This is a genomic window from Pantoea brenneri (genome assembly GCF_038594305.1).
GTDB lineage: Bacteria > Pseudomonadota > Gammaproteobacteria > Enterobacterales > Enterobacteriaceae > Pantoea > Pantoea brenneri.
This window is the reverse complement of record NZ_JBCGBG010000003.1, coordinates 51,621-75,946: the sequence shown is the minus strand read 5'-3', so window position 1 is coordinate 75,946 and position 24,326 is coordinate 51,621. Positions and strand designations below refer to the sequence as shown.

22 protein-coding genes are annotated in these 24,326 nt (G+C 55.8%); 8 read left to right on the top strand and 14 right to left on the bottom strand.

Features of this window, described 5'->3' with window-relative positions:
• Positions 1–61: 61 nt before the first annotated feature.
• The 3 genes from murP to gltP all read right to left on the bottom strand — a co-directional run bounded on the left by murP (position 62) and on the right by gltP (position 4,216).
• Entirely contained in the window at positions 62–1,492 is a 1,431-nt protein-coding gene (murP, locus tag AABB92_RS13960; RefSeq protein ID WP_031375490.1) for a PTS N-acetylmuramic acid transporter subunit IIBC, read from the bottom strand.
• Positions 1,492–2,403, bottom strand: a complete 912-nt coding sequence (murQ, locus tag AABB92_RS13955) for an N-acetylmuramic acid 6-phosphate etherase (protein WP_031375491.1) — start codon at positions 2,401–2,403, stop codon at positions 1,492–1,494. The genes murP and murQ overlap by 1 nt, the downstream gene beginning before the upstream one ends.
• A gap of 511 nt (positions 2,404–2,914) precedes the next feature.
• A complete protein-coding gene (gene gltP, locus AABB92_RS13950) occupies positions 2,915–4,216 on the bottom strand; it encodes a glutamate/aspartate:proton symporter GltP (protein WP_031375492.1) in 1,302 nt (433 codons plus the stop codon).
• A gap of 585 nt (positions 4,217–4,801) precedes the next feature.
• Here gltP and acs point away from each other — a divergent pair.
• The 3 genes from acs (at position 4,802) to actP (ending at position 8,879) form a co-directional block, all read left to right on the top strand.
• Positions 4,802–6,757 carry an acetate--CoA ligase gene (gene acs, locus AABB92_RS13945; protein WP_031375493.1) on the top strand — a complete coding sequence of 652 codons (1,956 nt, stop codon included), beginning with the start codon at positions 4,802–4,804 and terminating at the stop codon, positions 6,755–6,757.
• 140 nt (positions 6,758–6,897) lie between these two features.
• On the top strand, positions 6,898–7,227 hold the full coding sequence (locus AABB92_RS13940; RefSeq protein ID WP_031375494.1) for a DUF485 domain-containing protein: 330 nt from the start codon (positions 6,898–6,900) through the stop codon (positions 7,225–7,227).
• A complete protein-coding gene (gene actP, locus AABB92_RS13935; RefSeq protein ID WP_031375495.1) occupies positions 7,224–8,879 on the top strand; it encodes a cation/acetate symporter ActP in 1,656 nt (551 codons plus the stop codon). Before AABB92_RS13940 ends, actP begins: the two co-directional genes overlap by 4 nt.
• A gap of 73 nt (positions 8,880–8,952) precedes the next feature.
• Here actP and AABB92_RS13930 read toward each other — a convergent pair whose 3' ends face one another.
• From AABB92_RS13930 to AABB92_RS13920, 3 genes are all read right to left on the bottom strand, one after another.
• A complete protein-coding gene (locus tag AABB92_RS13930; protein WP_031375496.1) occupies positions 8,953–9,498 on the bottom strand; it encodes a YfaZ family outer membrane protein in 546 nt (181 codons plus the stop codon).
• A gap of 142 nt (positions 9,499–9,640) precedes the next feature.
• Entirely contained in the window at positions 9,641–10,342 is a 702-nt protein-coding gene (locus AABB92_RS13925) for an LrgB family protein (RefSeq protein WP_031375497.1), read from the bottom strand.
• On the bottom strand, positions 10,335–10,760 hold the full coding sequence (locus AABB92_RS13920) for a CidA/LrgA family protein (protein ID WP_031375498.1): 426 nt from the start codon (positions 10,758–10,760) through the stop codon (positions 10,335–10,337). Before AABB92_RS13920 ends, AABB92_RS13925 begins: the two co-directional genes overlap by 8 nt.
• 103 nt (positions 10,761–10,863) lie before the next feature.
• On the opposite strand from AABB92_RS13920, the gene AABB92_RS13915 reads away from it, so the two are divergent.
• Positions 10,864–11,766 (top strand): LysR family transcriptional regulator, encoded by a 903-nt coding sequence (locus AABB92_RS13915; protein ID WP_031375499.1) that lies wholly within the window; start codon positions 10,864–10,866, stop codon positions 11,764–11,766.
• A gap of 44 nt (positions 11,767–11,810) precedes the next feature.
• On the opposite strand, the gene AABB92_RS13910 is transcribed toward AABB92_RS13915, so the two are convergent.
• The 4 genes from AABB92_RS13910 to soxR all read right to left on the bottom strand — a co-directional run bounded on the left by AABB92_RS13910 (position 11,811) and on the right by soxR (position 16,509).
• Positions 11,811–13,460 carry a Na+/H+ antiporter gene (locus AABB92_RS13910; RefSeq protein ID WP_031375500.1) on the bottom strand — a complete coding sequence of 550 codons (1,650 nt, stop codon included), beginning with the start codon at positions 13,458–13,460 and terminating at the stop codon, positions 11,811–11,813.
• A 147-nt stretch (positions 13,461–13,607) separates the two neighbouring features.
• Positions 13,608–14,957 carry an NCS2 family permease gene (locus AABB92_RS13905; RefSeq protein WP_046288558.1) on the bottom strand — a complete coding sequence of 450 codons (1,350 nt, stop codon included), beginning with the start codon at positions 14,955–14,957 and terminating at the stop codon, positions 13,608–13,610.
• Positions 14,958–15,318: 361 nt separating this feature from the next.
• Entirely contained in the window at positions 15,319–15,984 is a 666-nt protein-coding gene (locus AABB92_RS13900; RefSeq protein WP_031375501.1) for a glutathione S-transferase family protein, read from the bottom strand.
• A 39-nt stretch (positions 15,985–16,023) separates the two neighbouring features.
• Entirely contained in the window at positions 16,024–16,509 is a 486-nt protein-coding gene (gene soxR, locus AABB92_RS13895) for a redox-sensitive transcriptional activator SoxR (protein ID WP_031375502.1), read from the bottom strand.
• A 100-nt stretch (positions 16,510–16,609) separates the two neighbouring features.
• Between soxR and soxS the strand changes: the two genes are divergently transcribed.
• Positions 16,610–17,035 carry a superoxide response transcriptional regulator SoxS gene (gene soxS, locus AABB92_RS13890; RefSeq protein ID WP_031375503.1) on the top strand — a complete coding sequence of 142 codons (426 nt, stop codon included), beginning with the start codon at positions 16,610–16,612 and terminating at the stop codon, positions 17,033–17,035.
• 253 nt (positions 17,036–17,288) lie between these two features.
• A complete protein-coding gene (locus tag AABB92_RS13885) occupies positions 17,289–17,570 on the top strand; it encodes a YjcB family protein (RefSeq protein WP_046288557.1) in 282 nt (93 codons plus the stop codon).
• Positions 17,571–17,662: 92 nt separating this feature from the next.
• Here the strand turns inward: AABB92_RS13885 and AABB92_RS13880 are convergent, their stop codons facing one another.
• Both AABB92_RS13880 and AABB92_RS13875 read right to left on the bottom strand, forming a co-directional pair.
• Positions 17,663–18,613: an ATP-grasp fold amidoligase family protein gene (locus tag AABB92_RS13880; protein ID WP_031375505.1), complete on the bottom strand. Its 951-nt coding sequence runs from the start codon at positions 18,611–18,613 to the stop codon at positions 17,663–17,665.
• A gap of 8 nt (positions 18,614–18,621) precedes the next feature.
• On the bottom strand, positions 18,622–19,878 hold the full coding sequence (locus AABB92_RS13875) for an oligosaccharide flippase family protein (RefSeq protein WP_031375506.1): 1,257 nt from the start codon (positions 19,876–19,878) through the stop codon (positions 18,622–18,624).
• 525 nt (positions 19,879–20,403) lie between these two features.
• On the opposite strand from AABB92_RS13875, the gene AABB92_RS13870 reads away from it, so the two are divergent.
• Positions 20,404–20,799, top strand: coding sequence for a transposase (locus AABB92_RS13870; protein WP_031375507.1), 396 nt, complete (start codon positions 20,404–20,406; stop codon positions 20,797–20,799).
• A 924-nt stretch (positions 20,800–21,723) separates the two neighbouring features.
• Here the strand turns inward: AABB92_RS13870 and AABB92_RS13865 are convergent.
• On the bottom strand, positions 21,724–22,683 hold the full coding sequence (locus AABB92_RS13865) for a DMT family transporter (protein WP_031375508.1): 960 nt from the start codon (positions 22,681–22,683) through the stop codon (positions 21,724–21,726).
• 75 nt (positions 22,684–22,758) lie between these two features.
• Entirely contained in the window at positions 22,759–23,586 is an 828-nt protein-coding gene (locus AABB92_RS13860) for an AraC family transcriptional regulator (RefSeq protein WP_031375509.1), read from the bottom strand.
• Between the two features lie 127 nt (positions 23,587–23,713).
• Between AABB92_RS13860 and AABB92_RS13855 the strand changes: the two genes are divergently transcribed.
• The gene (locus tag AABB92_RS13855) at positions 23,714–24,244 is read left to right on the top strand and encodes an isochorismatase family protein (protein ID WP_031375510.1); all 531 of its coding nucleotides are present in this window, start codon (positions 23,714–23,716) and stop codon (positions 24,242–24,244) included.
• The last annotated feature ends 82 nt before the right edge of the window (positions 24,245–24,326 follow it).

Sequence of the window (24,326 nt, the reverse complement as noted above, 5' to 3'; positions counted from 1 at the left end):
TCACATTTTTCCGTCATGTCATTCGTTAGCGCCACTGGAGAATGGCTGCATTACGCTGGCGTCAGCTGAGATCGACATTGCGGGTGCCAAACCACCAGGTGAGGAAAAAGCCGCCGACCCAGGCCACCATCAGTCCGGCCAGATAGACCGCCATGCCAGCAAAAATGCCCTGGCTGGAGGTCATTAGCGGCAGCGTCACCAGTCCCGACGGGCCAAACACGGTATTCATGCCGATCGGTAAGCCCAGCCACGCCACCAGGCCGATAAAGAAACCGCCCAGCGCCCCGCCGCCACAGGCGGTGATAAACGGCTTGAGTCGCGGCAGCGTGACGCCGTAAATCAGCGGTTCGCCCACCCCGAGCAGCCCCGGCACAATCGCACCTTTGATTTGCGCCCGCAGCAGCGCCCCTTTTTCTGCCTTACACCACAGCGCCAGCGAAGCGCCAACCTGGCCTGCACCGGCCATCGCCAGAATCGGAAACAGTGAGTTGAAGCCCTGGGTTTCCATCAGCGCGAAGTAGACCGGAATAAAGCCCTGATGAATGCCAAACATCACCGCGATCAGGAACAGTCCGGCCAGCAGCGCACAGCCAAAGGGGTTGTTATTCAGGTGGATGAACAACCAGGACATGCCTTTAAACAGTTCGCCACCCAGCGGCATGATCAGCAGGTAAGTAATCGCACCGGTGATCAGCAGGGTAAACATCGAGGTGAGGATCATATCCAGATTATCCGGGATGATTTTGCGGATCTGCTTTTCAATCCACGCCCCGATAATGGCCGCCAGCAGCACGCCGATAATATTGCCGCGCGGGTCGATAGTCAGGCCGAAAAAGCTTTCCATCCCGCTGTAGTAGCCGACCGTGGCGGTCGGGACGTAGCCGAGAACAAACAGTGAGGCGATGATCGCGCCATTCACCCCGCTGCCGCCAAAGGCTTTCTGGGCGTTATAGCCGATCAGGATGCTGAGGAAGGTGAACAGTCCTTTGCCGAACACCTTCATGTACGCCACGCTGTGCAGCAGCCAGGGCGCATGCTCGCCCGGCGCATTCAGGTGCAGGCTCTGTTCAAGCAGAGTGGCAAATCCCAGCAGTAAGCCTGCGCCGATAAAGCCGGGAATGAGTGGGGTAAATATAGTGGCGAAGCGCGACAGAAACTGATGCAGGCCGCTGGTCTGTTTTGCCTTCATCTGTTGCTTGTGCTGCGCGGCCAGCTCGCTGAGCGCCGGTGCTTCACCCTGTGCCAGTAAGGTCTGCATCCCCTCTGCTGCGGTCTGCGCTTTGCCGGGGCCGAGCACAATCTGCAACTGGGCATCACTGTCGATCACTCCCAGCACGCCCGGCAGGCTTTTCAGCCGGGTGAGATCAACCCGTTCGGGCTGATTGAGCGTCAGCCGCAGCCGCGTCATGCAGTTGCCGCAGTTGGCGATATTTTGCCCCCCGCCGACCGCCTGCAGAATGTCGCGTAATAGTGCGTCGGTAATTTTCGCCATCAGCGTGCTCCCGCTGCCTGCAGCGCCTGACGAATAAAGCCCTGATGTTGTGCGAGTAGCGTCTGCGCTTCATCAGCGGTCAGTCCGGCCAGCACCATCAGGATGGCCGTTTTGCAGTGGCCGCCGCAGGCGCTCAGTGCGGCACTGGCGGTGGCGTCATCGCAATCGGTCGCCTGCCTGACGATGTTCACCTGGCGCTGGACCAGCTTCTGATTGGTCGCTTCAACATCCACCATCAGGTTGCCGTAGACTTTACCGCTGCGGATCATCGCCCCGGTGGTCAGCATGTTAAGCACCAGCTTCTGGGCGGTACCCGCTTTCATGCGTGACGAGCCGGTGACCACTTCTGGCCCCACGACCGGCGTCAGGGCAATCGCTGCGGCCTGAGACATCGGACTGCCGGGGTTACAGGTCAGGGCGACGGTGGTAGCACCGAGCTGACCGGCATACTCCAGCGCGCCAAGGACGTAAGGCGTGCGGCCACTGGCTGCGATGCCGACCAGCACATCCTCGCGGCTGAAGTTGATATCCCGCAGATCCTGCGCGCCCTGTGCCCGGTTATCTTCAGCATTTTCCACCGCCTGTAGAATCGCCCGATGGCCACCGGCGATCAGTCCTACCACCTGTTCCCGCGGAGTACCAAAGGTGGGCGGACACTCGCTGGCATCCAGAATACCCAGTCGCCCGGACGTTCCTGCACCGCAATAGATCAGGCGTCCACCGGCCTGAAACGCAGCGCTGATAGCATCAACCGCTTCGGCTATCTGCGGCACAATCGCTTCAACCGCCAGCGCCACCTTCTTATCCTCGTCATTAATGACGCGCAACATCGCTTCGGTCGATAGCTCGTCGATGTTCTGACTGGCAGGATTACGGCCTTCGGTGATCATCTGGCTGAGGTCAATTTTCATAACAGGCTCCGCATAGGAATAAATTATTCAATATATGACTCATCATAACGAATGATTAATTCATCGGTGAGATCTTTTTTGCATGGATGCGAATAGGGATCAAATAAAGCGGGGATTCTGGCTGGCGGGTGTTCGCTTCAGGTTGGGTGATGGGATTTAGTGATGCATCTGACCCTGAAGGTGTGAGCCAGGAACGCGCTTGCTTCACGCCGGGTGCAGGGGCAGAGAAGATTCACCCGATCGTAAAGACGCATTCGTCATCCCTGACGCTCGGCCCACGCCTTCCCTGGCGTGGGACGCTTTACTCTTCGGGTGAACCTGCTCTTCCCGCGGACTTTTGGATCGCTTTTGAAAAGAGAAGAGACAAGGTCAGGTATCAGGTATCAGGTATCAGGTATCAGGTGTCAGGTGTCAGGTGTCAGGTAAGGTGTGCGGTTGAACCGGTCACAGTCATTTGCCGGAAACAAAAAAGGCCCAACTTTCGTTGAGCCTTTTTTATTAAGCAGTGCGATTAACTGGCGGTCTGAGTGCGCAGTTGCAGTTCATACTCTTTCGCCTGTTCGGCGTCGAACTGGTTTTCCCAGCGGGCGATAACCAGCACCGCCAGAGCGTTACCAATGACGTTCAGGGCAGTACGCGCCATGTCCATTATACGGTCAACACCGGCGATGAATGCCAGCCCTTCCAGCGGAATACCGACGCTGCCCAGCGTCGCCAGCAGCACCACGAAGGAGACGCCTGGCACGCCAGCGATGCCTTTCGAGGTCACCATCAGCGTCAGCACCAGGATAATCTCGTCGCTCAGCGACAGATCGATGCCATACAGCTGGGCGATAAAGATGGCGGCGATACTCTGATACAGGGTTGAGCCATCAAGGTTAAACGAATAACCGGTCGGCACCACGAAGCTGGTGATTGCTTTCGGCGCGCCGTAGGCTTCCATCTTCTGCATGATGCGTGGCAATACCGTCTCTGAGCTGGAGGTGGAGTAAGAGAGAATCAGCTCATCTTTGAGGATACGCATCAGCGTGGTGATACGCAGCTTACAGAAGCGCGCAACGCCACCCAGCACCACAAAGGCGAAGAACAGAATCGCCGCATAGACCAGCAGCACCAGCTTAGCCAGCGGCCACAGCGAGGCGAAGCCGAAGTTAGCGATGGTGACGGCAATCAGGGCGAACACACCGACCGGCGCATAGCGCATGATCATGTGCGTCACTTTGAACATGGTTTCAGAGATGCCACGGAACAGATTCACCAGCGGATCGCGCTGTTCTGACGGCAGAGATGACAGGCCTAAGCCAAACAGCACCGAGAAGAAGATAATCGGCAGCATGTCACCTTTCACCATCGAGGCGAAAATGTTCTGCGGGATCAGCGACAGAATGGTGGCGACCAGGCTGTGCGGACCGCCCTGCACTTCCGCCGTGGTGGCTTCATATTTAGAGATGTCCACCGTTGCCAGCGTTGACATATCGATGCCGGTGCCGGGTTGAAATACGTTGGCCAGGGTAATCCCGACCACAATGGCAAGGGTGGTGATCACTTCAAAGTAGAGAATCGTTTTGACGCCGATGCGTCCCAACTTTTTGGCATCGCCGACGCCGGCAATCCCGACGATCAGTGATGAGATCACGATCGGTACCACAATCATCTTAATCAGGTGGATAAAGATGTCGCCCGCCGGGCTGAGAATATTGGTGACTAACCATTCACGATTGTCTGGCTGATTATGCAGCACGGCACCCACAACGATGCCAAGCACCAGGGCTATCAGAATCTGCCAGGCCAGGCTGATTTTAAAACCTTTCATAACGCGTAATTTCCTCAGTCAAAACCCGTTTCTCTCTACTGCGAAGGTGCAGAAGACAATACACACAGGGAAGTGAGCAAAAAGCCCGGTAAATTAGAGGGTGTTTGGAGACAGCGCCTCGCACGAAAATCTGATGATTCCCATACCCATTTTCAGACGCGGTCTGAGTTGATACCTGCAGAACAGGGGCGAGATAAGTACCATTTTCGCTGTGGTAAATGCAACCCTTGGCGTCTTCGTTTAAAAGTTCACCATCTAAGTAGCATAAAATGCTGCGCCAGCCGTAAATCCCTAACCTGCTGTTATGAAAAGTATTAGTTCGATGAATTAACGCATAGCTATGCAGAATTGCGCAAAAACTCACCCGGCGCGTTTGCTCGCTTTTTAAACACACCTGAACACAAAAAGTTACACCTTTATTCCTTATTGCCAGCAGGGACTTATCACCAATTACCGCTTCATCAGCCCTTTATCGCGCGCGGTGTTGAGGGCGTGATCTACGGCGCAAAAAAGAAACAAAGCCTCAGCGCGGGCTTCAATTAACCATTGATTGACATATCATTAACAACTTCAAGGAGATCCGCCATGAGCCAAATACATAAACATCCCGTTCCAGAGAATATTGCAGCAAACACGCTGATCACCGCTGAACAGTATCAGACGATGTATCAGCAATCTGTCGCTGATCCGGATACGTTCTGGGGCGAACAGGGCAAAATCCTCGACTGGATCAAGCCCTACAGCAAAGTGAAAAACTGCTCGTTTGCGCCGGGCAACATTGACATTCGCTGGTACGAAGATGGCACGCTCAATCTGGCGGCAAACTGCCTTGACCGGCATTTGCAGACCCGCGGCGACCACCCGGCGATTATCTGGGAAGGCGACGACGCCAGTGAGAGCAAAACCCTGACCTTCCGCCAGCTGCATGCTGAAGTCTGTCGCTTCGCCAACGTGCTGGAATTGCTCAAGGTGAAGAAAGGCGATGTGGTGGCGATCTATATGCCGATGGTGCCGGAAGCCGCCGTGGCGATGCTGGCCTGTGCGCGTATCGGTGCCGTCCATTCGGTAATTTTTGGTGGTTTTTCGCCGGAAGCCGTGGCCGGCAGGATCGTCGATTCCAGCGCTTCGCTGGTGATTACCGCCGATGAAGGTGTCCGTGCCGGACGCAGCATCCCGCTGAAGAAAAATGTCGATGATGCGTTAAAAAATCCTAACGTCACCAGCGTGAAAAACGTGGTGGTGTTCCAGCGTACCGGCAACGATATCGGCTGGATCGAAGGTCGCGACCGCTGGTGGCATGAGCTGATGCTGAATGCCAGCACCAACCATTCTCCGGCCGAAGTCGGAGCGGAAGATCCGCTGTTTATCCTTTATACCTCCGGCTCGACCGGTAAGCCGAAAGGGGTGTTGCACACCACCGGCGGTTATCTGGTCTACGCGGCGACCACTTTTAAATTTGTCTTCGATTACCATCAGGACGACGTCTACTGGTGTACCGCCGACGTCGGCTGGATAACCGGCCACAGCTACCTGCTATACGGTCCGCTGGCCTGTGGCGCGACTACCCTGATGTTTGAAGGGGTGCCGAACTGGCCAACGCCGAGCCGCATGGCGGAAGTGGTGGATAAACATAAGGTGACGCTGCTCTATACCGCCCCTACCGCGATCCGCGCCCTGATGGCTGAAGGTGATAAAGCGATCCAGGGAACCGACCGTAGCAGCCTGCGCATCATGGGGTCAGTCGGTGAACCGATTAACCCGGAAGCCTGGGAGTGGTACTACAAGAAAATCGGCAACAGCCGCTGCCCAATCGTCGATACCTGGTGGCAGACTGAAACCGGCGGCTTCATGATCACCCCGCTGCCGGGTGCGACCGAACTCAAAGCGGGATCGGCCACTAAACCGTTCTTCGGGGTACAACCGGCGCTGGTGGATAATGAAGGCCAGCCGCAGCAAGGCGCCTGTGAAGGCAATCTGGTGATCACCGAATCCTGGCCGGGTCAGGCCCGTACGCTGTATGGCGACCACGATCGCTTTGAGCAGACCTACTTCTCTACCTTTAAAAATGTCTACTTCAGCGGCGACGGTGCGCGTCGTGATGAGGATGGCTATTACTGGATCACCGGCCGTGTGGATGACGTGCTCAACGTCTCCGGCCACCGTCTTGGCACCGCCGAGATTGAGTCGGCGCTGGTGTCACATCCGAAAATTGCTGAAGCCGCAGTGGTCGGCATTCCGCACAGCATCAAGGGCCAGGCGATTTATGCTTACATCACCCTGAACCACGGTGAGGAGCCGTCGCCCGAACTCTATACCGAAGTGCGTAACTGGGTACGTAAAGAGATCGGCCCGATTGCCACCCCGGATGTGCTGCACTGGACCGACTCGCTGCCGAAAACCCGCTCCGGCAAGATCATGCGTCGTATTCTGCGCAAAATCGCCACCGGCGATACCAGCAATCTCGGCGATACCTCCACCCTCGCCGATCCTGGCGTAGTGGAAAAACTGCTTGAGGAGAAACAGTCGATCAAAATGCCTTAAGCGCACCTTATCCGGCGGGAAGATCATTTCCCGCCATGCCCGCCCTACGCAGTGTGTTTCTGTAGTCACAAATAAAATTACCAGCCGAACCCGCGCCCTGGCGTGAGGTTTACGCCTGCAAGACCTCTGGAGAAAATGTGATGAATGACGCCCTTTCGAAACAGGATGCAATCTACCAACAGATTGAACGTAATCCCCGCTTTCATGAATTAGTCGGTAAGCGCCAGGCGTTCGCCACGCTGCTGTCGCTGATTATGCTGGTGCTGTATGTCGGTTTTATCCTGCTGATCGCCTTTGCGCCAGGCTGGCTCGGCACACCGCTGCATCCGGGAACCAACGTCACCCGCGGTATTCCCATCGGTGTCGGACTGATCGTGATGTCGTTTGTGCTGACCGGCATTTACGTCTGGCGTGCCAACGGCGAGTTTGACCGGCTGACCAAAGCGATCCTGAGCGAGGTGAAATCATGATACGTCTCTGCTTATGGATGCTGGCGGCGCTGCTGCCGTTTTCGGCGCTGGCCGCCGATGCGATTACCGGCGCAGTGCAGCGTCAGGCGGTTAACTATCAGGCGATCGTCATGTTTGTGATTTTCGTCGGGGCCACGCTGGGCATTACCTACTGGGCGTCTAAGCGCACCCGTTCGCGCAGCGACTACTACACCGCTGGCGGCAATATTACCGGCTTCCAGAATGGGCTGGCGATGGCGGGCGACTTTATGTCTGCCGCCTCGTTCCTTGGCATCTCGGCGCTGGTTTACACCTCCGGTTATGACGGGCTGATCTACTCGCTCGGCTTTTTAGTCGGCTGGCCGATGATTCTGTTCCTGATCGCCGAACGGCTGCGTAATCTGGGCCGCTACACCTTCGCCGACGTCGCCTCGTATCGGCTGAAGCAGAAACCGATCCGTACCCTCTCCGCCTGCGGCTCGCTGGTGGTGGTGGCGCTCTATCTGATTGCCCAGATGGTCGGTGCCGGTAAACTGATTCAGCTGCTGTTTGGCCTCAACTATCACGTAGCGGTGGTGCTGGTCGGCATTCTGATGGTGATGTATGTGCTGTTTGGCGGCATGCTCGCCACCACCTGGGTACAGATTATCAAGGCGGTGCTGCTGCTGTTTGGTGCCACCTTTATGGCGGTGATGGTCATGAAGACCACCGGCTTTAGCTTCAACACGCTGTTTACCGAAGCGATGGCGGTCCACCCGAAAGGGATCGCGATTATGCAACCGGGCGGGCTGGTAAAAGATCCGATTTCGGCGCTGTCACTCGGGCTGGGATTGATGTTTGGTACCGCTGGTCTGCCGCATATTCTGATGCGCTTCTTTACCGTGGCCGATGCCAAAGAGGCGCGTAAAAGCGTGTTCTGGGCCACCGGCTTTATGGGCTACTTCTACTTCCTGACCTTTATTATCGGCTTCGGTGCGATCTTGCTGGTTGGCGCGAATCCGGCCTTTAAAGATGCCAGCGGCGCGCTGATTGGCGGCACCAATATGGCAGCGGTACATCTGGCTAACGCGGTGGGTGGCAGTACCTTCCTCGGCTTTATTTCGGCGGTGGCCTTTGCCACCATTCTGGCGGTGGTAGCGGGCTTAACGCTGGCCGGTGCCTCGGCGGTCTCGCATGACCTCTACGCCAGCGTCTACCGTAAAGGTCAGGCAAGCGAACGTGATGAGCTGCGGGTCTCTAAAATCACCGTGCTGGTATTAGGTGTGGTGGCGATTGCGCTGGGCATTCTGTTTGAGAAGCAGAACATCGCATTCATGGTCGGACTGGCCTTCTCGATTGCCGCCAGCTGTAACTTCCCGATCATTCTGCTGTCGATGTACTGGTCAAAGCTGACCACGCGCGGCGCGATGGTCGGTGGCTGGCTGGGGCTGATTACCGCCGTGGTGCTGATGATCCTCGGCCCGACGGTCTGGGTACAGGTGCTGGGTCATGCTAAGCCAATCTATCCGTACGAGTATCCGGCGCTGTTCTCCATGGCGATTGCGTTTATCGGCACCTGGCTGTTCTCGGTTACCGATCATTCGCAGCAGGGCGCGGAGGAGCGTTCACGCTTCCGGATGCAGTTTATCCGCTCGCAGACCGGCTCCGGCATCGACCAGGGCAGAGCGCATTAGTTTTCAGCTAAGCGCGAGATAAAAAAAGGGCGGCACCCCACAGGGTACCGCCCTTTTTTCAGGATCGGCAGAATCAGAAACGCAGCGATGCGCCGACGTACGGACCGTCGACCAGCACGTTATCTTTACGGCCATCTTTGTTGTTCAGCTCGATGTACTGATAACCGACGCGCAGGTTAAGCAGTGAAATCGGGGTGAAGCTCAGGCCACCGCCCGCTTCCTGGTAGCTGTCGAGCTGATCGGTGAAGGATTCTGGCGCGTAATAATATTCGCCATACAGACCCCACATGCTGTTGAAGTTGTATTGCGCTGCGCCACCCAGCGCCACCGCAAATCCATCTTTTCCATCTTCAGGATGGGTGAAGATCGCTTTTGCGGTCGGCGCCAGACGCAGAGGTCCGAAGTCAACGTTGTAACCCAGACCGGCACCGTAGGTGCTGCCGTCATGGTCGCTGCGCAGCCAGTTGCCTTTCAGAAACAGGCCAGGGGTTGTGGTGCCGAGACCCACATTCAGGTTGGTGTTGTGCTCGCTGACGTCAACACTGCCTTCGATTGCCTGAGCGGCACCGCTCAGTAAAACGAGGCCAAGTGCGCTCCCGGTAACAAGTTGCTTAAACATGATTCCACTCCGTGAAGGACAATTAATTCGGCCGCAAGGTTAACAGTCTGAAACGCGGAGACAACATTATTTAGCAAGCTTTACGTAAAAATACGTGTCACCGGTCCGGTGTCGCGCCACGGCTGGCAGCACGACGCGCCGGTTACGCCGGTATCGCCCACATCAGGTGGCCAATCAGCGGGGCCAGTACCACGGTAACAACGCCGGACAGCATCATCACCAGGCTGGCCACCACACCCTCCTGTGGGCCCATCTGATACGCGCGTGCCGTACCGGCACCGTGCGAGGCGGCACCTAATCCTGCCCCTTTTGCCACGCCCTGCTTAATCGCGATCCGCAGAAACAGCACATCGCCGACCGCCATGCCAAACACGCCGGTGATCACCACGAACAGCGCCACCAGATCTGGCTGGCCACCAATCGGCCCGGCCGCCGCCAGCGCAAACGGCGTGGTAATGGAGCGCACCGCCAGGCTGCGCTGAATCGACTCCGGCAGCGTTAACAGACGCGCCAGCCATACTGAGCTGCACACCGCGACCACCGTGGCGGTGAGCACCCCGGCGCTGAGCGACAGCCAGTGGCGTTTGATGATTGCCACGTTCTCATACACCGGCACCGCAAACGCCAGCGTCGCCGGACCCAGCAGCCAGAGTAACCAGTGATTTTCGGCAATGTAGTCCTGCCAGCTGATGTGAGTCAGCAGCAGCAGCGCCACCAGCACCACCGGCGTCATGACCAGCGGCATCAGCAGCAGCGTGCGCCAGCGGCGATAAAGCCGTTTATTCAGTGCGTAGACCAGCAGCGTCACCACCACGCACAACAGGCTGATTATCAGATCACGCATCGCCGGCCTGCTTACGCGCAGCGCGCGCGATTTCATAGCGGTAGAGTCGATCAACCACCAGCGCCGTCGAGGCCAGCACCAGCATCGTACTGACGCCAATCACCACGCAGATGCGCCAGCCGTCCACCCGCAGCAGGTCGCCGTAGTTCACCACCGCCACCACCGCCGGAATAAAGAACAGCAGCATCTCGGCCAGTAACCAGCGGGAGCCCGCTTTAACCCAGCTCAGCGGCACTATCCGGGTGACGATGAGCACCAGCATCAGCACCATGCCGACAATATTGGCGGGCAGCGGCAGGTGCAGCCAGTTGACCAGTTGCTCACAGGCGACAAAGACGCCGATATATAACCCCAGCTGGAGCGGCAGGCTGAGCCATTGCAGCCGGCTGGGCCTGCGTGAACTGATTGCGAATGCCATCGCCTTTTCTCCCCGATTAAATTCAGGAGGACAGTATAAATCGCCGACAGAAGGTGAAAAAAATGAATTAATATTATTAGAATCATGCCGAAAAGGAATAGTTATGGACGTTCGTGCCCTGCGTTACTTTACCGAAGTGGTGCGCCAGCAGAGTTTCACCCGCGCGGCGCAAAAACTGTTCGTCACCCAGCCGACCATCAGCAAGATGTTACGCCAGCTGGAGGAAGAGCTGGGCTGTACCCTGATCCTGCGTGATGGCCGTCGCCTGCACCTGACCGACAGCGGCCAGGCGGTCTATCAGCGTGGCGTGGCGATTCTGCAGGAATTCCATCAGCTTGAAGCGGAGATCGGCGATATTAACCAGCTGAAGACCGGAGAACTGCGGCTCGGCATTCCGCCGATGGTCGGTATGCAGATTGCCGGATCGATCTCCGCCTTTCGCCGTCGTTATCCTGGCGTGAAGCTGAAAATTTCTGAGTTCGGCGGCCTGACCGTGCAGCAGGCGGTGCTGGCCGGCAGCCTTGATATTGCTCTGACGGCGCTGCCGGTTGATGCGGAGCTGCCGCTGAATACCCTGCCGCTGATGCATCACCCGCTGTGCGTGCTGCTGCCGCGCCGGCCGGAGTGGCTGAGTCGCAGCCAGATTGGGCTGGCCGAACTGGCGCAACATCCGCTGCTGATTTTTAATGAGGAGTTTTCACTGAACCGGCAGTTGATGCAGGCGTTCCAGCGACAGAACCTGACGCCAACGGTAGCGGTACGCAGCGGCCAGTGGGATTTTCTGGCGGCGATGGTGCAGGCGGAAATGGGGCTGGCGATTCTGCCGGAGCCAATCTGCCAGCGGCTGGATAAACAGTCGTTGCTGTGGCTACCGCTGGAATCGGAGCTGAAGTGGAGTCTGGGTTTGATCTGGCGTGAAGGTAACTATCTGTCGCGCAGCGCTCAGGCGTGGATCGCCTGCTGCCGCGAACACTGGCCAGACCAGGCACCGCGCCTGTCGGTCTGAACCGGCGGCACGCTGCACTGGCGGTGCAGCGTGCCGGCAGAGGCTTACTCTTCTTTTTCGATCAGTAATGCTTCAAGCAGGTCGAGATCGTGCAGCAGTTTCTGCATCGTCTCATTGGAGATCTGCTGGGTCGCGCGCAGATGGTAGACCTCGGCCCGTTCGGCACGCAGGCCGGTCAGGCGGAAGCGGCGCTCCAGGTTCTCAGCGAACAGCGCGTGCTCAAGGTCATTTTTCCCTTCAGCGCGGCGGCGTAAGTTGCCGATCACCCGCAGACTCACCTCTTTCAGCAGTTCCGGATCGATGTTCTGGTCCGACTCTTTTTCCAGTCGCGCTTCCATCTTATGCAGGCTCTCAATCGCCACGCTGGCCATTACCGCGCGGGCATTTTGCAGCTCACGACGATGCGCACTTTTATCAATGGTATCAATACCGCGCAGCAGAATCGGCAGGATCACCACTCCGACCAGCAGCGAGAACAGGATCACCCCGGTGGCGATAAACACCAGCTCATAACGCGCCGGGAACGGATCACCGTTGCTGAGGAACAGCGGAATCGACAGCACACCAGCGAGGGTAATCGCCCCGCGGACGCCGGCAAAGGAAGCGATCAGCAGTTCACGCAGCGAGTAGTTGGAGAACTCCAGCGGCTTCTTCTTCAGCAGGCGTTTGCTGAAGCGCTGCATGATAAACAGCCAGCCAAAACGCACCAGCATCAGCGCCAGATAGACCAGCCCGATATCGGCGAACAGCATCCACAGCTCAACGTTTGGATCGGCATTAGCCTGATCCACCGAGGTTTGCAGAATGTCCGGCAGCTGCAGGCCCAGCATCAGGAACACCATGCCGTTGAACACGAACTCCAGCATCTGCCAGACGCTATTGGCGCGCAAACGCATCGCCAGCGGTGCCTGACGGATAATGCCGGAGCGGGTGATGGTCATCCCCGCCGCGACGGCCGCGAGGATACCCGATACGCCGAGGTGTTCCGCAATCAGGTAAGAGGCGAACGGCAGCAGCAGCAGCAGCACGGTCTGGGTGGCCGGATCGTCACCGCTCCAGCGGCTGAGTATGCGCAGCGATTTACCGTACAGCCAGCAGACCGCCACACCGGCGATCAGACCACCAATCGCCACTTTCAGGAATTCGACGCTGGCACCGCCCCAGGTAAATACCATGGTGCCCATCGCGACGGCGACGGCGAATTTCAGCGACACCAGACCTGACGCGTCGTTCATCAGGGCTTCGCCCTGCACAATCGACATGATTTTCTTCGGGATACGCCCTTCGCCGACAATCCCGGAGAGCGCCACGGCATCGGTCGGAGACAGCACCGCCGCCAGCGCAAAGGCCGGGATCAGCGGAATGCCGGGCACCATCCAGTAGATCAGATAGCCAATGCCGACCACGGTAATCAATACCAGCGCCAGCGCTAAGCCAATAATCTCGCGACCATGATGCAGGAACTCGCTGATTGGCGTTTTCCAGCCGTCAGCAAACAGCAGCGGCGGGATAAACAGCACCAGAAACAGTTCCGGGTCAAAATCTACATGCAGACCAAAAGTGGGCCAGGCCAGCAGTGCGCCAGCGGCGATCTGCACCAGCGGCAGCGGGATCTGAAAGGGCAAAATACGGGCAGCGACGCCAGAGAGCGACACCACCAGCGTCATGATGAGAATAGTAAAAAAGATTTCCATGCTTTCCTTAGGCGCGTCGTTATCTTTCAATCATTGTTGAGCGCTAAAGTGTAAAACAAACCGAAGCCTGAAGGGTCAGCTACGCGTGCGGCTGGCGGGAAAAAAGTGAAAAATTCCGGACGCACCGCTGCGCGCCCGGTTGATCAGTCAGATCGCCCAGCCGCCGGCGTAAAACGCCACCAGCGCTACGGCGATCAGCACCGTCCCGAGGTTCAGCCTGCGCCATTCACCCGCAAAAACGCGGCCGACCACCAGCGAGGCAAAGCCGATCATGATGCCGGTGACGATGTTGCAGGTCAGCACGATAATCACCGCGGTCAACAGGCCGGACATCGCATCGACGAAGTCATTAAAGTCGATTTTCGCCACGTTACTCAGCATCAGCAGACCGACATACATCAGCGCGGGTGCGGTAGCGTAAGCCGGTACCAGCCAGGCCAGCGGTGACATAAACAGGATCACCATAAACAGCAGGCCGACCACGATGGCGGTCAGGCCGGTTTTTCCGCCCGCCGCAGTACCGGCCGCTGACTCGATATACACCGCCGCAGGTGACGCGCCGACCAGGCCCGCAAACAGGCTGCTGACCGAATCGGTCGTCAGGGCGCGACCGCCATTGATAATCTGGCCCTGCTTATCCAGCAGATTGGCCTGCCCCGCCACCGCGCGAATGGTGCCGGTGGCGTCAAATACTGCGGTCATTACCAGTGCCAGCACGCTCGGCAGCACCACCGGCTGCAACGCGCCCATGATGTCGAGGCTGAACACCAGCGACTGACCGCTGGCGTCACGCAGGCTCGGCAGAGCAAACAATCCTTTGTAGCTCACCGCCGGATCGAAGATCAGCCCGAGCAGCGAAATGGCGATAATCGTCATCAGAATGCCGCCCGGTACCCGCCGTTTTTCCAGGCCAAAAATCGCCGCCAGTCCCAGCAGCGTCATGATCACCGGGAAAGTAGCAAACTGACCCAGCGCAACCGGCAAACCCGGTGCCGGGTTTTTTACCACCAGACCGACGCCATCCGCCGCGATCAGCAGCAGGAACAATCCAATTCCGACGCCGGTGCCATGCGCCACGCCCATTGGCAGGTTGCGCAGGATCCACGCCCGAATGCCGGTCACCGAGATCAGGGTAAACAGCAACCCCATCAGGAATACCGCACCGAGCGCGACCGGTACGCTGATGTGCTGGCCCAGCACCAGGCTAAAGGCGGTAAAGGCGGTCAGCGAAATGGCGCAGCCAATCGCCATCGGCAGATTGGCCCACAGCCCCATCAGGATGGAGCCGAAACTGGCTACCAGGCAGGTGGCGACAAATACCGCGGTTGGCGGGAAACCGGCTTTACCGAGCATGCCCGGTACCACAATGACCGAATAGACCATCGCCAGAAAGGTAGTCAGTCCGGCCAGAATTTCCTGACGCACGCAGCTGCCGCGCGCCGAGATCGCGAACCAGGCGTCCAGTTTTCCACTGGCCGGGCGTGATTCAATTGACATAGTTGAGCCTCAAAGATTTTTTGTAGTGTGGATCGCTCTGCGACCGTCGCTGTCCCTGAAATAAGCGGGTAATCCGGCTGCATTGATGGAGTAATTCCACCAGGCAAACGTTTACCTTGCCGCAGATAGTTGGCAGTCAAAGGACCGCCAGATAAAAAGGCAAACGATTATCCGGCGTTTACCGGCACATTTTCAACTGGCGGAAGGACATTAATCAGCATAAAGATCAGGTGGTGAGCGCCGTTTTCGGCCAGGCAGCGGCTGGCCGCATCGGCTGAGGCGTTGAAGTTACAGACATTTTTAAACGCTGAACAACTGGCAGCGCCGCACGAAAAAAAACGGTGCGCCAGCAGAGAGAGGATTAACCTGGCAGAGAGAGTTCGCCGCCCTGATCGATAGCCCGCTGCCAGGCAGCACGCTGCTGAACGGTTTGCAGCCATTTCTGACTGGCCGGCATCTGCTCCATCCCGACACGTTGCGCCAGGGCCAGCAGCGGAAAGCTCATCTGAATGTCGGCGATACTGAAGCGCTGACCCGCGAACCACGGATTAGCCGCCAGATGCTGCTCAATCATTTTCATATGCGGTTGCAGCTGTTTATCGAGCCAGGCCTTCTGCACCCCTTTGCCAAACGCCGCGCCAACCGGGCGCAGCAGCCAGGGCACCGGCGCTTTCCCCATCTGTCCGAAGATCAGCTTCATCACCAGCAGCGGCATCAGCGAACCCTCGGCGTAGTGCAGCCAGTAGCGCGACTGCAACAGCGACTCTTCATCACTCAGCTTCAGCCGGAATTCGTGATCATATTTCTGTTCCAGATACTCGAGAATCGCCCCGGATTCCGCCACCACCCGGTTTTCATCGGTAATCACCGGTGATTTTCCCAGCGGATGCACTTTTTTCAGCGCCTCGGGCGCCAGCATGGTTGGCTCGCGTTGATAACGTTTGATCTGATACGGCACTTCCAGCTCTTCCAGCAGCCATAGCACCCGATGTGAACGTGATTGCTCGAGATGGTGAACGGTGATCATCATGATTCCCTGTGTGTTGACCTCCCACCAGTATAGACGTCACTCCGCGTCCGGATGGTTACCGTCCTGTTCCGGGTCGAGCAGCACCGCTCCTGACCCTTGCTGACCCAGCCGATCGCCCGGATTGCGCAGCGGACAATCGCGCATCGACAGACAGCCGCAGCCGATACAGCCATCAAGGTCGTTGCGCAGCCGGGTCAGGGTTTCGATGCGCTTATCCAGCTCTTCGCGCCAGTGCTGAGTCAGGGCGTCCCACTCCGGGGCCGACATCCGCTTATTGGCCGGAATATGCTCAAGGCTGTCGCTGACGGTCGCCAGCGGAATACCGATGCGTTGCGCAATTTTGATGATAGCCACGCGTCGCAGCACATCACGGCTGTAACGCCGCTGATTACCGCCGTTACGGGTACTGAATATCAGCCCTTTGGTTTCATAGAAGTGCAGCGCTGACACCGCGACGCCGCTGCGGCGCGCCACTTCGCCCGGCGTTAATACCGGTTTGGGGTAGTTGCGATCTTTTTTCATCTGGCTCTTTACCTCAAGTTAACTTGAGGAATTATACTCGCTTCCCATCAAAACGACTAAACTCCCATTACCGCTTATTAAGCACCAGAAGGATGAGGCCATGATGCAAGAAGAGATCATTCATTCCCTGACGCACTGGATTGACCAGAATCTGGACAAAAGTTTGTCCATTGATGAAGTGGCAGCAAAATCGGGTTATTCGAAATGGCACCTGCAGCGGATGTTCCGTACCGTCACCAAACAGACGCTTGGCGGCTATATCCGTGAACGCCGCCTGACGCTGGCAGCCGAAGCGCTGTCTCAGACCCAGCGCCCGGTGTTTGATATCGCGATGCAGTACGGCTATGACTCGCAGCAGACCTTCTCGCGGGTGTTTCGCCGCCAGTTCTCGCAAACCCCTACCGCCTACCGTCACACCATGCGCCGTCAGGCGATTCAGCGCCCTCGCCTGCTGAGCTTCGGCTGCAATGACAGCATGGCCAGCTTTACCCAGCGCACCACCGGCGAGTGCTGCCCGGTCCGTTAACTGTCAGGACGCCCGTCTTCGGGCGTGCCTGATCGCCTCTCTGATTTGCCCTTCCCGCTGTTCATATCTGCAACAATTTCCTGCCATACCAGTGTCAAATTTTGTTCAAAATTTCAAATCGGGTGATATAATGTGACCCAAGTCACACTATGAACCTGGGTTGACGGCGCTAAAGCACTTCCTGACACGCTTTTCCGCCGCCGGTGATGTCCGCAAATTGTCAGGAATACTTACTGATATTGAGGTCCGGCCGATGGCTACGTTAACCACCAGTCTGCTTGTTATGCGTTGGGAATTGTTGAGCGCAGTAATGATGTTTTTCGCCAGCACCCTGAAAACCAAATTGCGTCAGGATAGTCATCATGTGATGGCATTCATGTGTGGCGGGATTGGTTTAGGCATGACCTGCTGGTTCGTTACCGGTCTGATGGGAATTACCCTGAGCATGGAAAACGTGCACAACTTCATGGAAATCTCTAAGCACGCCTTTATCGACGTGATGAGTCAGGCGCCTGCTGAATGGCCGATGCCCTGATCGAGTGATACGCTGAGACTGTCGCGTTGATAGCCTGATTTTTGCCAATAAAAAACCCCGCCAGGCGGGGTTTTTTACATTGCTGTGTGTGCTTAAACTTTCTTCAACATGGCAGGGATATTAACATCCTGCACTGTGACGCCCGGTCTCTGCGTTCCGCGGCGGTCCTGAATCCACATATCTCCCATCATCTGGTTTAAACCCCGATCCAATCCGGTCACCAGGCCTGCACCCGGCGTGAAAGTGAGTTCACCGAAATAGATCTGTTCTTCATGGATATACCAATCGACCCGCACGTAATCGAAATCACTGGCCAGCTTTTTGCTCAGATCGAGCGCATGTTGCAGTGACGGCAGAATCGGCGAGACATCCAGACCGGTATCGCGAATCTTGTGAAACGCCTCGTTGAGGTTATTCACGTAGAAGTTCATCGACAGCAGCGGCTGGCAGCGGTTGTAGATCACCTGCAGCACATATTCGAACTTGCCATCACGCTTGTTGAACATGTGGAACTTGTAATCAATCGGCGCGCTTTTGCCATCACCGATGTATTTCTCCACCAGGATGCGCGGCTTGATGTAGCGATAGTGGATCTCACGTGCTTCGTTAGCGAAGTCGGTCTTCAGCCAGCGGTAGCAGTCGTGAATAATCTGCTGTTTGCGCAGCGCGTCTGGCTCTTCCAGCAGAATCTCCACCATGTTGGAGGCGTGGTTCGGCTTAATCACCGTCCCTTTCCAGCACGGTAAGCTGTTCAGCGTGGTCGGGTCAGTGGTTTCGTGTACCAGCGGAATCAGGTATTCATTACCGATTTTTTCGGCAATAAATTCACGCACCGAATATTTGTCCGACAGGCGGCCATAGTTCTGGTAATCGCCATAGACAAATTTACGGTACAACACCTTTTCGTTGAACACTTTTGGCTGACGCAGATTGGGCAGCTTTCTGAACTTGTGGAAGTAGTAGATGCGGTCCTGGTACGCCCAGGGCATCTTCTTAATAAAGTACTGCACACTTCTTCTGAGTTCTTCTTTCAACTTGAGCATATCGGACCTCATTTGTAGGTTTTGTAGTTGAGTGAGGAAACTTGAATCTTTTGAATGACGCCGTTTTTAAAGAAGTAATTCATGACGGTCAGGGACAAAAGCTCTGAAAGGAAAACGCTCCACGCGGCTCCCATGATGCCGTGGCCCTGAATCAACCACCATGAGAGCGGCAAACTGATGACCATCAGACAAATGATTTTCTTCAGCAGATAGTTAAACCCTCCCTCCTTAACCATGTAGCGATAAGCTACTGTCCCCATTGCCGAAAAGCTGGTCGCTATCGACAGCAACGTTATGAGACTTCCTGACTGTGTAAATTCCGGACCATACAACGCGATAATGATCTGCTCGCCGAATAACGAGATGACCAGCAGCATCAGCAATGAAACACCCATAACGTAACCATTGAGCCGGGCCGCCAGCTTGATGGCCACCTCGCCACGCTCTCTGAAGATTTCAGTGAAGCATGAGGTAATCAGCGCCACCGGGATAAAAATCCACGAGGCAGAAATGGTATTAGCCGCGGCAAACAGGCCGAGGTCGCGCGCCGGGGCGGTACCCGCCAGGAACATCTGCGCCGCTTTGACCTGGACAGAAATAAAGATGCTGGAGATCGCCAGCGGCAGACCGGCATACATCAGGTAACGCAGATAGGCAGTCCGCTTTTCACGCGGCGGCATCTGATCCTGGTGTTCCTGATAAAAGTTGTGCCGCTTGATCAGGTAAGGCACCAGCGTCACCGCCACAATCGACAGCGTCAGCCACAGCGGATTCAACCGCAGCCAGGCGATGGTGAAGCTGATAGCGAAACTCAGCAGCATGCCGACCGCATTGGCGATGGTATTCAGACGCGAGGCAAGACGCGCATTGTTGTAAACGCTGAACGTATCCTGGGTGACAAAAACCGAGGCAACAAATGAGGCCAGTGCAAATGCCAGGAAATTTTCCTGCATGTTGTACCAGACCCAGATTAAGACTGGCACCGAGGTGAGCAGTAAAAGCACCATGCGCAAGGTACGCGCGATGGTCATCAGGCGTAAGCCTTTCGACGCATTTTTACTGACACGCTTAAACAGAATGGTTTCGGTGCCAAAGATTGCAACGGTTTGCACCATCGCAAATAGTGAGGTTGAAAACGCCATCTGGCCAAACACCGTTGGGCCAAAGGATTTCGCCACGTAAGAAGTCACAAATATGACGCCAAACACGGAGATGATCTTCTCAGACATCATCCAGGCGGCATTAGACATTACGCTCAATTTCATCGACTCTTCCTTAGTATTACTCAACTACAACCGCTTCGGTACAACATCCCTGTAACGAATTAATAAGCGCTCAGTGGGCCTGGCGAAAATGTAAGACTTCAAACCAAGCTGGTCCGAAAATTGAGAATCACATCATGATCCGGAGAATAAATTCAGGACAATTCTTATTATATTTGGCGCGAATCGGTTCGGTTGGAAACGATTTCAGCCTGAAAATAGTGCAATCTTCATGAGTCATAACCGCTAAATTAATCAAGTCGGTTATGCTAAATATCCAACGTACGTAGAATTTTTTCGTATTTGGGATGCGATGAATTTATAACAAAAAACCGCCTCCAGGAAGGCGCGCCCCTCGGATCGGAATAAAATAAGATTTATCCCATGATGATATTTATTCTAAATATCTTAATTTAACCTTCGCAATTCAATACGCACACTTTAATACTGCATTAATAGAAACTTACAGTGCCAGGAATTATTAAAGTCATTCTCATCCATTAATCGATAAGAAAGGTAAGAGCATTTATGAGAAAGTCACGATACAGCGAAGATCAAATCACAAATGCCATTAAAGCTTCTGAATCGGGCGTTAAAGTCAGAGAGATTTGCGAAGAGCTGGGTATCTCTGAAGCAACTTTCTACAGCTGGAAGAAGAAGTTTTCTGGGCTGTCTTCCGAAGAAGGCAGAAAAATCAAAGAGCTGGAGGAAAAACTGCAGAACCTTACCCGTGAACTGCAAACCCTGAACTCTGATAAGGAGATGCTGCAAAGCGTTCTGAAGAACTTCTTTACTACGAATGAAAAACGTCAGGCGGTCGACTTCCTGCAGAGCACCTTCGACATCGGCACCCGTCGCAGCTGTCGTTTATTAGATATCAGCCGCAGTGTATATCATTATCCGTCCGGCACAGAGAATCGCTAAACCCAATGCTACCGCGCTTTTTAGACTTAACGCTGAGATTTGTTCTTACCAGAAGAGATGAAGATCATTTAACAGGACAATTGCGGCACCCTTTTCCGCTCCATTTATAACTAATGAATGGCTTCACGGCTAAGCTTCTTTTTTTGCGGTAAAATTGATTCACAACAGCAAAAGTCTCGCATTCTACGCACCTTTCCCCTCTCCCAATCCCGTTTCGGCGGGATTGGGGTCTCGTGTTTCTTCGTTAAGCTCGGCTAATCATCGGAACTGAATTGCATTATTTCCGTTAAGCCGGCTTAAACATCGCTTTTAAAATAACCTACGCGCCTTTAAGTTAATGATGGATCTAATCCCCATTTTTGCGGTTACGCTTTAATTCGCGAGTAGTGTCATTCGGCAAAACTTTCTCCAGGATTAATCCAGGATAAATAGTTTATTACTGCTTATCACTAACGTTATGTACCTACTCATTTTGCATCCTTAGTGCGCATCAATGATGCCGGACGTTAATCTTTAAATAAAAACGCAGCGGCGGAATTCTCTTACTCTTTTATCAATGAATGAAGTTAATAGTGGTTTTTAGTCGCCGTTCTTCAGGTCCGGAAGGCAATAGCAGCAGGTCGTTAATCACTTAATCGCCATTATCTGGCCGAAATTCGTCTCATTAATGGATGAATTTCAACCACTGCCCGGGCGTTACACATCAAAAAGGATCTGATTCTGACCTGTGCTGGCTGTTTTTTAGCCTGGGCTTGTCGTCAATGGCGTGAAGATGAAGCGGCCTGTCCGGCCGGATGTGAGGTATGAAATCGATTACGTAGCGAATATGGATGCAAAATCGTTCAAATCGGAATGCGACTTAATCTTAAAAAGCCGCGCGGACGGCTGACCGCGCGACAGAACAAAGATTATCCACTGGCAGCGTTACTCGTTGATCGCCACCACCAGCGGTTGCGGTTTTATCCGCATCGCCCACAGCACGCCAGCCATCAGAAAAACAATGCCGGCCACGGTCAGCAGCGGCGGCCAGCTTTGATGCCAGAGAAAAGTCCACAAAAGGCCAAAGAGGATTTCAAAAACGATCAATGGCCCCATCAATACAGTGGGTAAACGCTGGCTGGCGGCATTCCAGCACAGCGTCCCCAGCCAGGAGCAGAGCAGACCAATCGCCAGCATTAGCGGAATGAAGACCCGAGGATGTGGCCCAAACGGCAGCGTGAAGTCAGGCTGCTGCCAGGCGAGCTGAGCGCTGACCAGCGCATACAGCACCAGCGCCATCGGCAGCGTGACCAGCCCCTGCGCCGTAGCCCAGGTAGAAGGCCGGTGTTCAGGGTGCGTGCGCAGCCAGCGCGCGTTACGCAATGGATACCAGGTCCAGCACACCACGGCCAGCATCGCCAGCACAATCCCGGTGAGATACCGGCCGAGGTCCAGCGTGCTGCCATGAGCCTGCAACTCGGCAGCATTCACGCACACCAGCCCGGCCGCCATCAGTATTAAGGCAGGAAACAGTCGCCGCCACGGCAGTCGCCCTTCAAGATGACCGTAACAGAGGTTCGCGGTGACAGCGATCACCACCGGCAGCGTACCGATTATCATGGTCGAGACCGGCGCGCCGGTGCGCTGAATGGCATTGGCGAGAAAGGCGTAATAAAGAAGGTTGCCCACCAGCGAAAGCTTTACCGCTTCCCGCCAGTCAGCCACAACCAGCCGCTGCAATCGACGGCGGTCGTGCCACGCCAGCGGCAGCGCAATCAGGCCAAAGGCAACGTAGCGGCCAGCTGATTGCAACGCCCCGGGATAGTCCGGCACCAGCAACGGGCCAACAAAGATCAGTCCCCACATCAGACCTGCGGTCACAGCAAACAGTACGCCAGCGAGCATAATTTTTCCCTTTATCGTTTGTCTGGCGCAGTGTGGCGAAATGAGGCGGGAAAGGCTTGTAGCAGATTGCGATTTTCAGGCCTGGCGCACCTGTTTCTGATAGCGGACCGGAGTAATACCGTACCGGTTGGCGAAGGCGCGGGTCAGGTGAGCCTGATCGGTCAGCCCCACCGCAGCCGCCACGCTGGCTGCACTCTCCCCCTGCGCCAGCCGCTGTTTAGCATCATACAGCCGAAAGGCCATCAGCATCTGATGCGGCGTCACATGATAATGCTGGCGAAAAGCACGTAAAAAGTGCCAGGGCGATAATGCTGCCAGCGCCGCCAGCTCCTCAAGGCGCACCGGTTGCGCCAGGTTTTCCCGCAGGTAATCACGTACCTTATCGAAGCGATGCGCTGGCTGAAGCCGGGCGGACGACGCCATCCGCGCCAGCGGCCGAATCTGCAATAACAGTTCCGACAGCAATCCCTGACGTGCCAGCACCGAGTCCGCCTGCCACAGTGCCGCCAGGGTGCGCGACAGCGGCTGGGCCAGACGGGAATCAGTCAGCAGCGCCTCATTAAACCACCAGCCGCGATCGCCGGTCAGCTCATCCATTAACTGTGGCTGGATATAGATCATCTGATAACGCCAGCCTTCGGCACAGGCGGATTCCCCGGTATGCAGTTCATCCGGATTCATCATCACCAGCGAATCTTTGGGTGCGGTGTATTGGGTGCCGCGATAGCGAAAGCGCTGCGCGCCAGCTTCAATAGTGCCGATACCAAAGGCTTCATGCGTATGCGGTTCAAAGGCGTAGCGAGAGATGTGAGCCTGATACAGTTCCACACCGGGTAACTCAGACAGCTGCTGAAACTGCGCGCGATCTGTCTCGCAGGGAAAAATAGCCGGAACGCCCTCCACTTCACTCTCCTCATTTAACCGACAGGCAGTTCAGCATGCCTGTGATGGACGATAAAATGCAAAATATTGCTATTCATCCGCCTGGTGCCAGGCAACACTGCTTTTTTCCGTCGCGATAGGATCAAGCATGGCACAGCGAGTGGTGTTGGTTATAGATATGCAAAATGGCGTATTCGCTACGCCGCGTTTTGACTGGCAGGGGCGGGTGGCGCAGATAAATCGTCTGACTGAGCGGGCCGATGTCACGGTGTTTATTCAGCATACCGAGGAAAGCCTGCCTGAAGGCAGTCATGCTTTTGCGCTGTTGCCCGAGATCCACCAGCCTGCCGGCGCGCATTTTATCACTAAAACGGCCTGCGACAGCTTCTGGCAGACTGGTCTGGCTGCGTTGCTTCAGACGCTGGCGGTGAAGGAATTTGTGATTTGCGGCTGTGCCACAGACTACTGCCTGGATACCACCATTAAAGTTGGTGCCAGCGCCGGCTATCGCATCACCGTGGCGGCAGATGCGCATACCACCGCCGATCGCCGCTGGGTGAGCGCAGAACAGCTGATAGGTCAGCATAATGAGGTGTGGTCGTCGCTGCTGATACCCGGCAACGTGCCGCGCGTGCTGAGCTGTGACGCAATCCTGACCGAATGGGCGTCCCTCGCCTGATCTGTTTGTGCAGCCGCTATTAAAGGTAATAAAAAGGCCCGGTATACCGGGCCTGTTTGCTATCAATGTCGCGCTGTCAGGC

What these genes read in the sequence shown, in the direction of transcription:
- murP (WP_031375490.1), bottom strand. Translation starts at nt 1,492, where the DNA reads ATGGCGAAAATTACCGACGCACTATTACGCGACATTCTGCAGGCGGTC.
- murQ (WP_031375491.1), bottom strand. Translation starts at nt 2,403, where the DNA reads ATGAAAATTGACCTCAGCCAGATGATCACCGAAGGCCGTAATCCTGCC.
- gltP (WP_031375492.1), bottom strand. Translation starts at nt 4,216, where the DNA reads ATGAAAGGTTTTAAAATCAGCCTGGCCTGGCAGATTCTGATAGCCCTG.
- acs (WP_031375493.1), top strand. Translation starts at nt 4,802, where the DNA reads ATGAGCCAAATACATAAACATCCCGTTCCAGAGAATATTGCAGCAAAC.
- AABB92_RS13940 (WP_031375494.1), top strand. Translation starts at nt 6,898, where the DNA reads ATGAATGACGCCCTTTCGAAACAGGATGCAATCTACCAACAGATTGAA.
- actP (WP_031375495.1), top strand. Translation starts at nt 7,224, where the DNA reads ATGATACGTCTCTGCTTATGGATGCTGGCGGCGCTGCTGCCGTTTTCG.
- AABB92_RS13930 (WP_031375496.1), bottom strand. Translation starts at nt 9,498, where the DNA reads ATGTTTAAGCAACTTGTTACCGGGAGCGCACTTGGCCTCGTTTTACTG.
- AABB92_RS13925 (WP_031375497.1), bottom strand. Translation starts at nt 10,342, where the DNA reads ATGCGTGATCTGATAATCAGCCTGTTGTGCGTGGTGGTGACGCTGCTG.
- AABB92_RS13920 (WP_031375498.1), bottom strand. Translation starts at nt 10,760, where the DNA reads ATGGCATTCGCAATCAGTTCACGCAGGCCCAGCCGGCTGCAATGGCTC.
- AABB92_RS13915 (WP_031375499.1), top strand. Translation starts at nt 10,864, where the DNA reads ATGGACGTTCGTGCCCTGCGTTACTTTACCGAAGTGGTGCGCCAGCAG.
- AABB92_RS13910 (WP_031375500.1), bottom strand. Translation starts at nt 13,460, where the DNA reads ATGGAAATCTTTTTTACTATTCTCATCATGACGCTGGTGGTGTCGCTC.
- AABB92_RS13905 (WP_046288558.1), bottom strand. Translation starts at nt 14,957, where the DNA reads ATGTCAATTGAATCACGCCCGGCCAGTGGAAAACTGGACGCCTGGTTC.
- AABB92_RS13900 (WP_031375501.1), bottom strand. Translation starts at nt 15,984, where the DNA reads ATGATCACCGTTCACCATCTCGAGCAATCACGTTCACATCGGGTGCTA.
- soxR (WP_031375502.1), bottom strand. Translation starts at nt 16,509, where the DNA reads ATGAAAAAAGATCGCAACTACCCCAAACCGGTATTAACGCCGGGCGAA.
- soxS (WP_031375503.1), top strand. Translation starts at nt 16,610, where the DNA reads ATGATGCAAGAAGAGATCATTCATTCCCTGACGCACTGGATTGACCAG.
- AABB92_RS13885 (WP_046288557.1), top strand. Translation starts at nt 17,289, where the DNA reads ATGGCTACGTTAACCACCAGTCTGCTTGTTATGCGTTGGGAATTGTTG.
- AABB92_RS13880 (WP_031375505.1), bottom strand. Translation starts at nt 18,613, where the DNA reads ATGCTCAAGTTGAAAGAAGAACTCAGAAGAAGTGTGCAGTACTTTATT.
- AABB92_RS13875 (WP_031375506.1), bottom strand. Translation starts at nt 19,878, where the DNA reads ATGAAATTGAGCGTAATGTCTAATGCCGCCTGGATGATGTCTGAGAAG.
- AABB92_RS13870 (WP_031375507.1), top strand. Translation starts at nt 20,404, where the DNA reads ATGAGAAAGTCACGATACAGCGAAGATCAAATCACAAATGCCATTAAA.
- AABB92_RS13865 (WP_031375508.1), bottom strand. Translation starts at nt 22,683, where the DNA reads ATGCTCGCTGGCGTACTGTTTGCTGTGACCGCAGGTCTGATGTGGGGA.
- AABB92_RS13855 (WP_031375510.1), top strand. Translation starts at nt 23,714, where the DNA reads ATGGCACAGCGAGTGGTGTTGGTTATAGATATGCAAAATGGCGTATTC.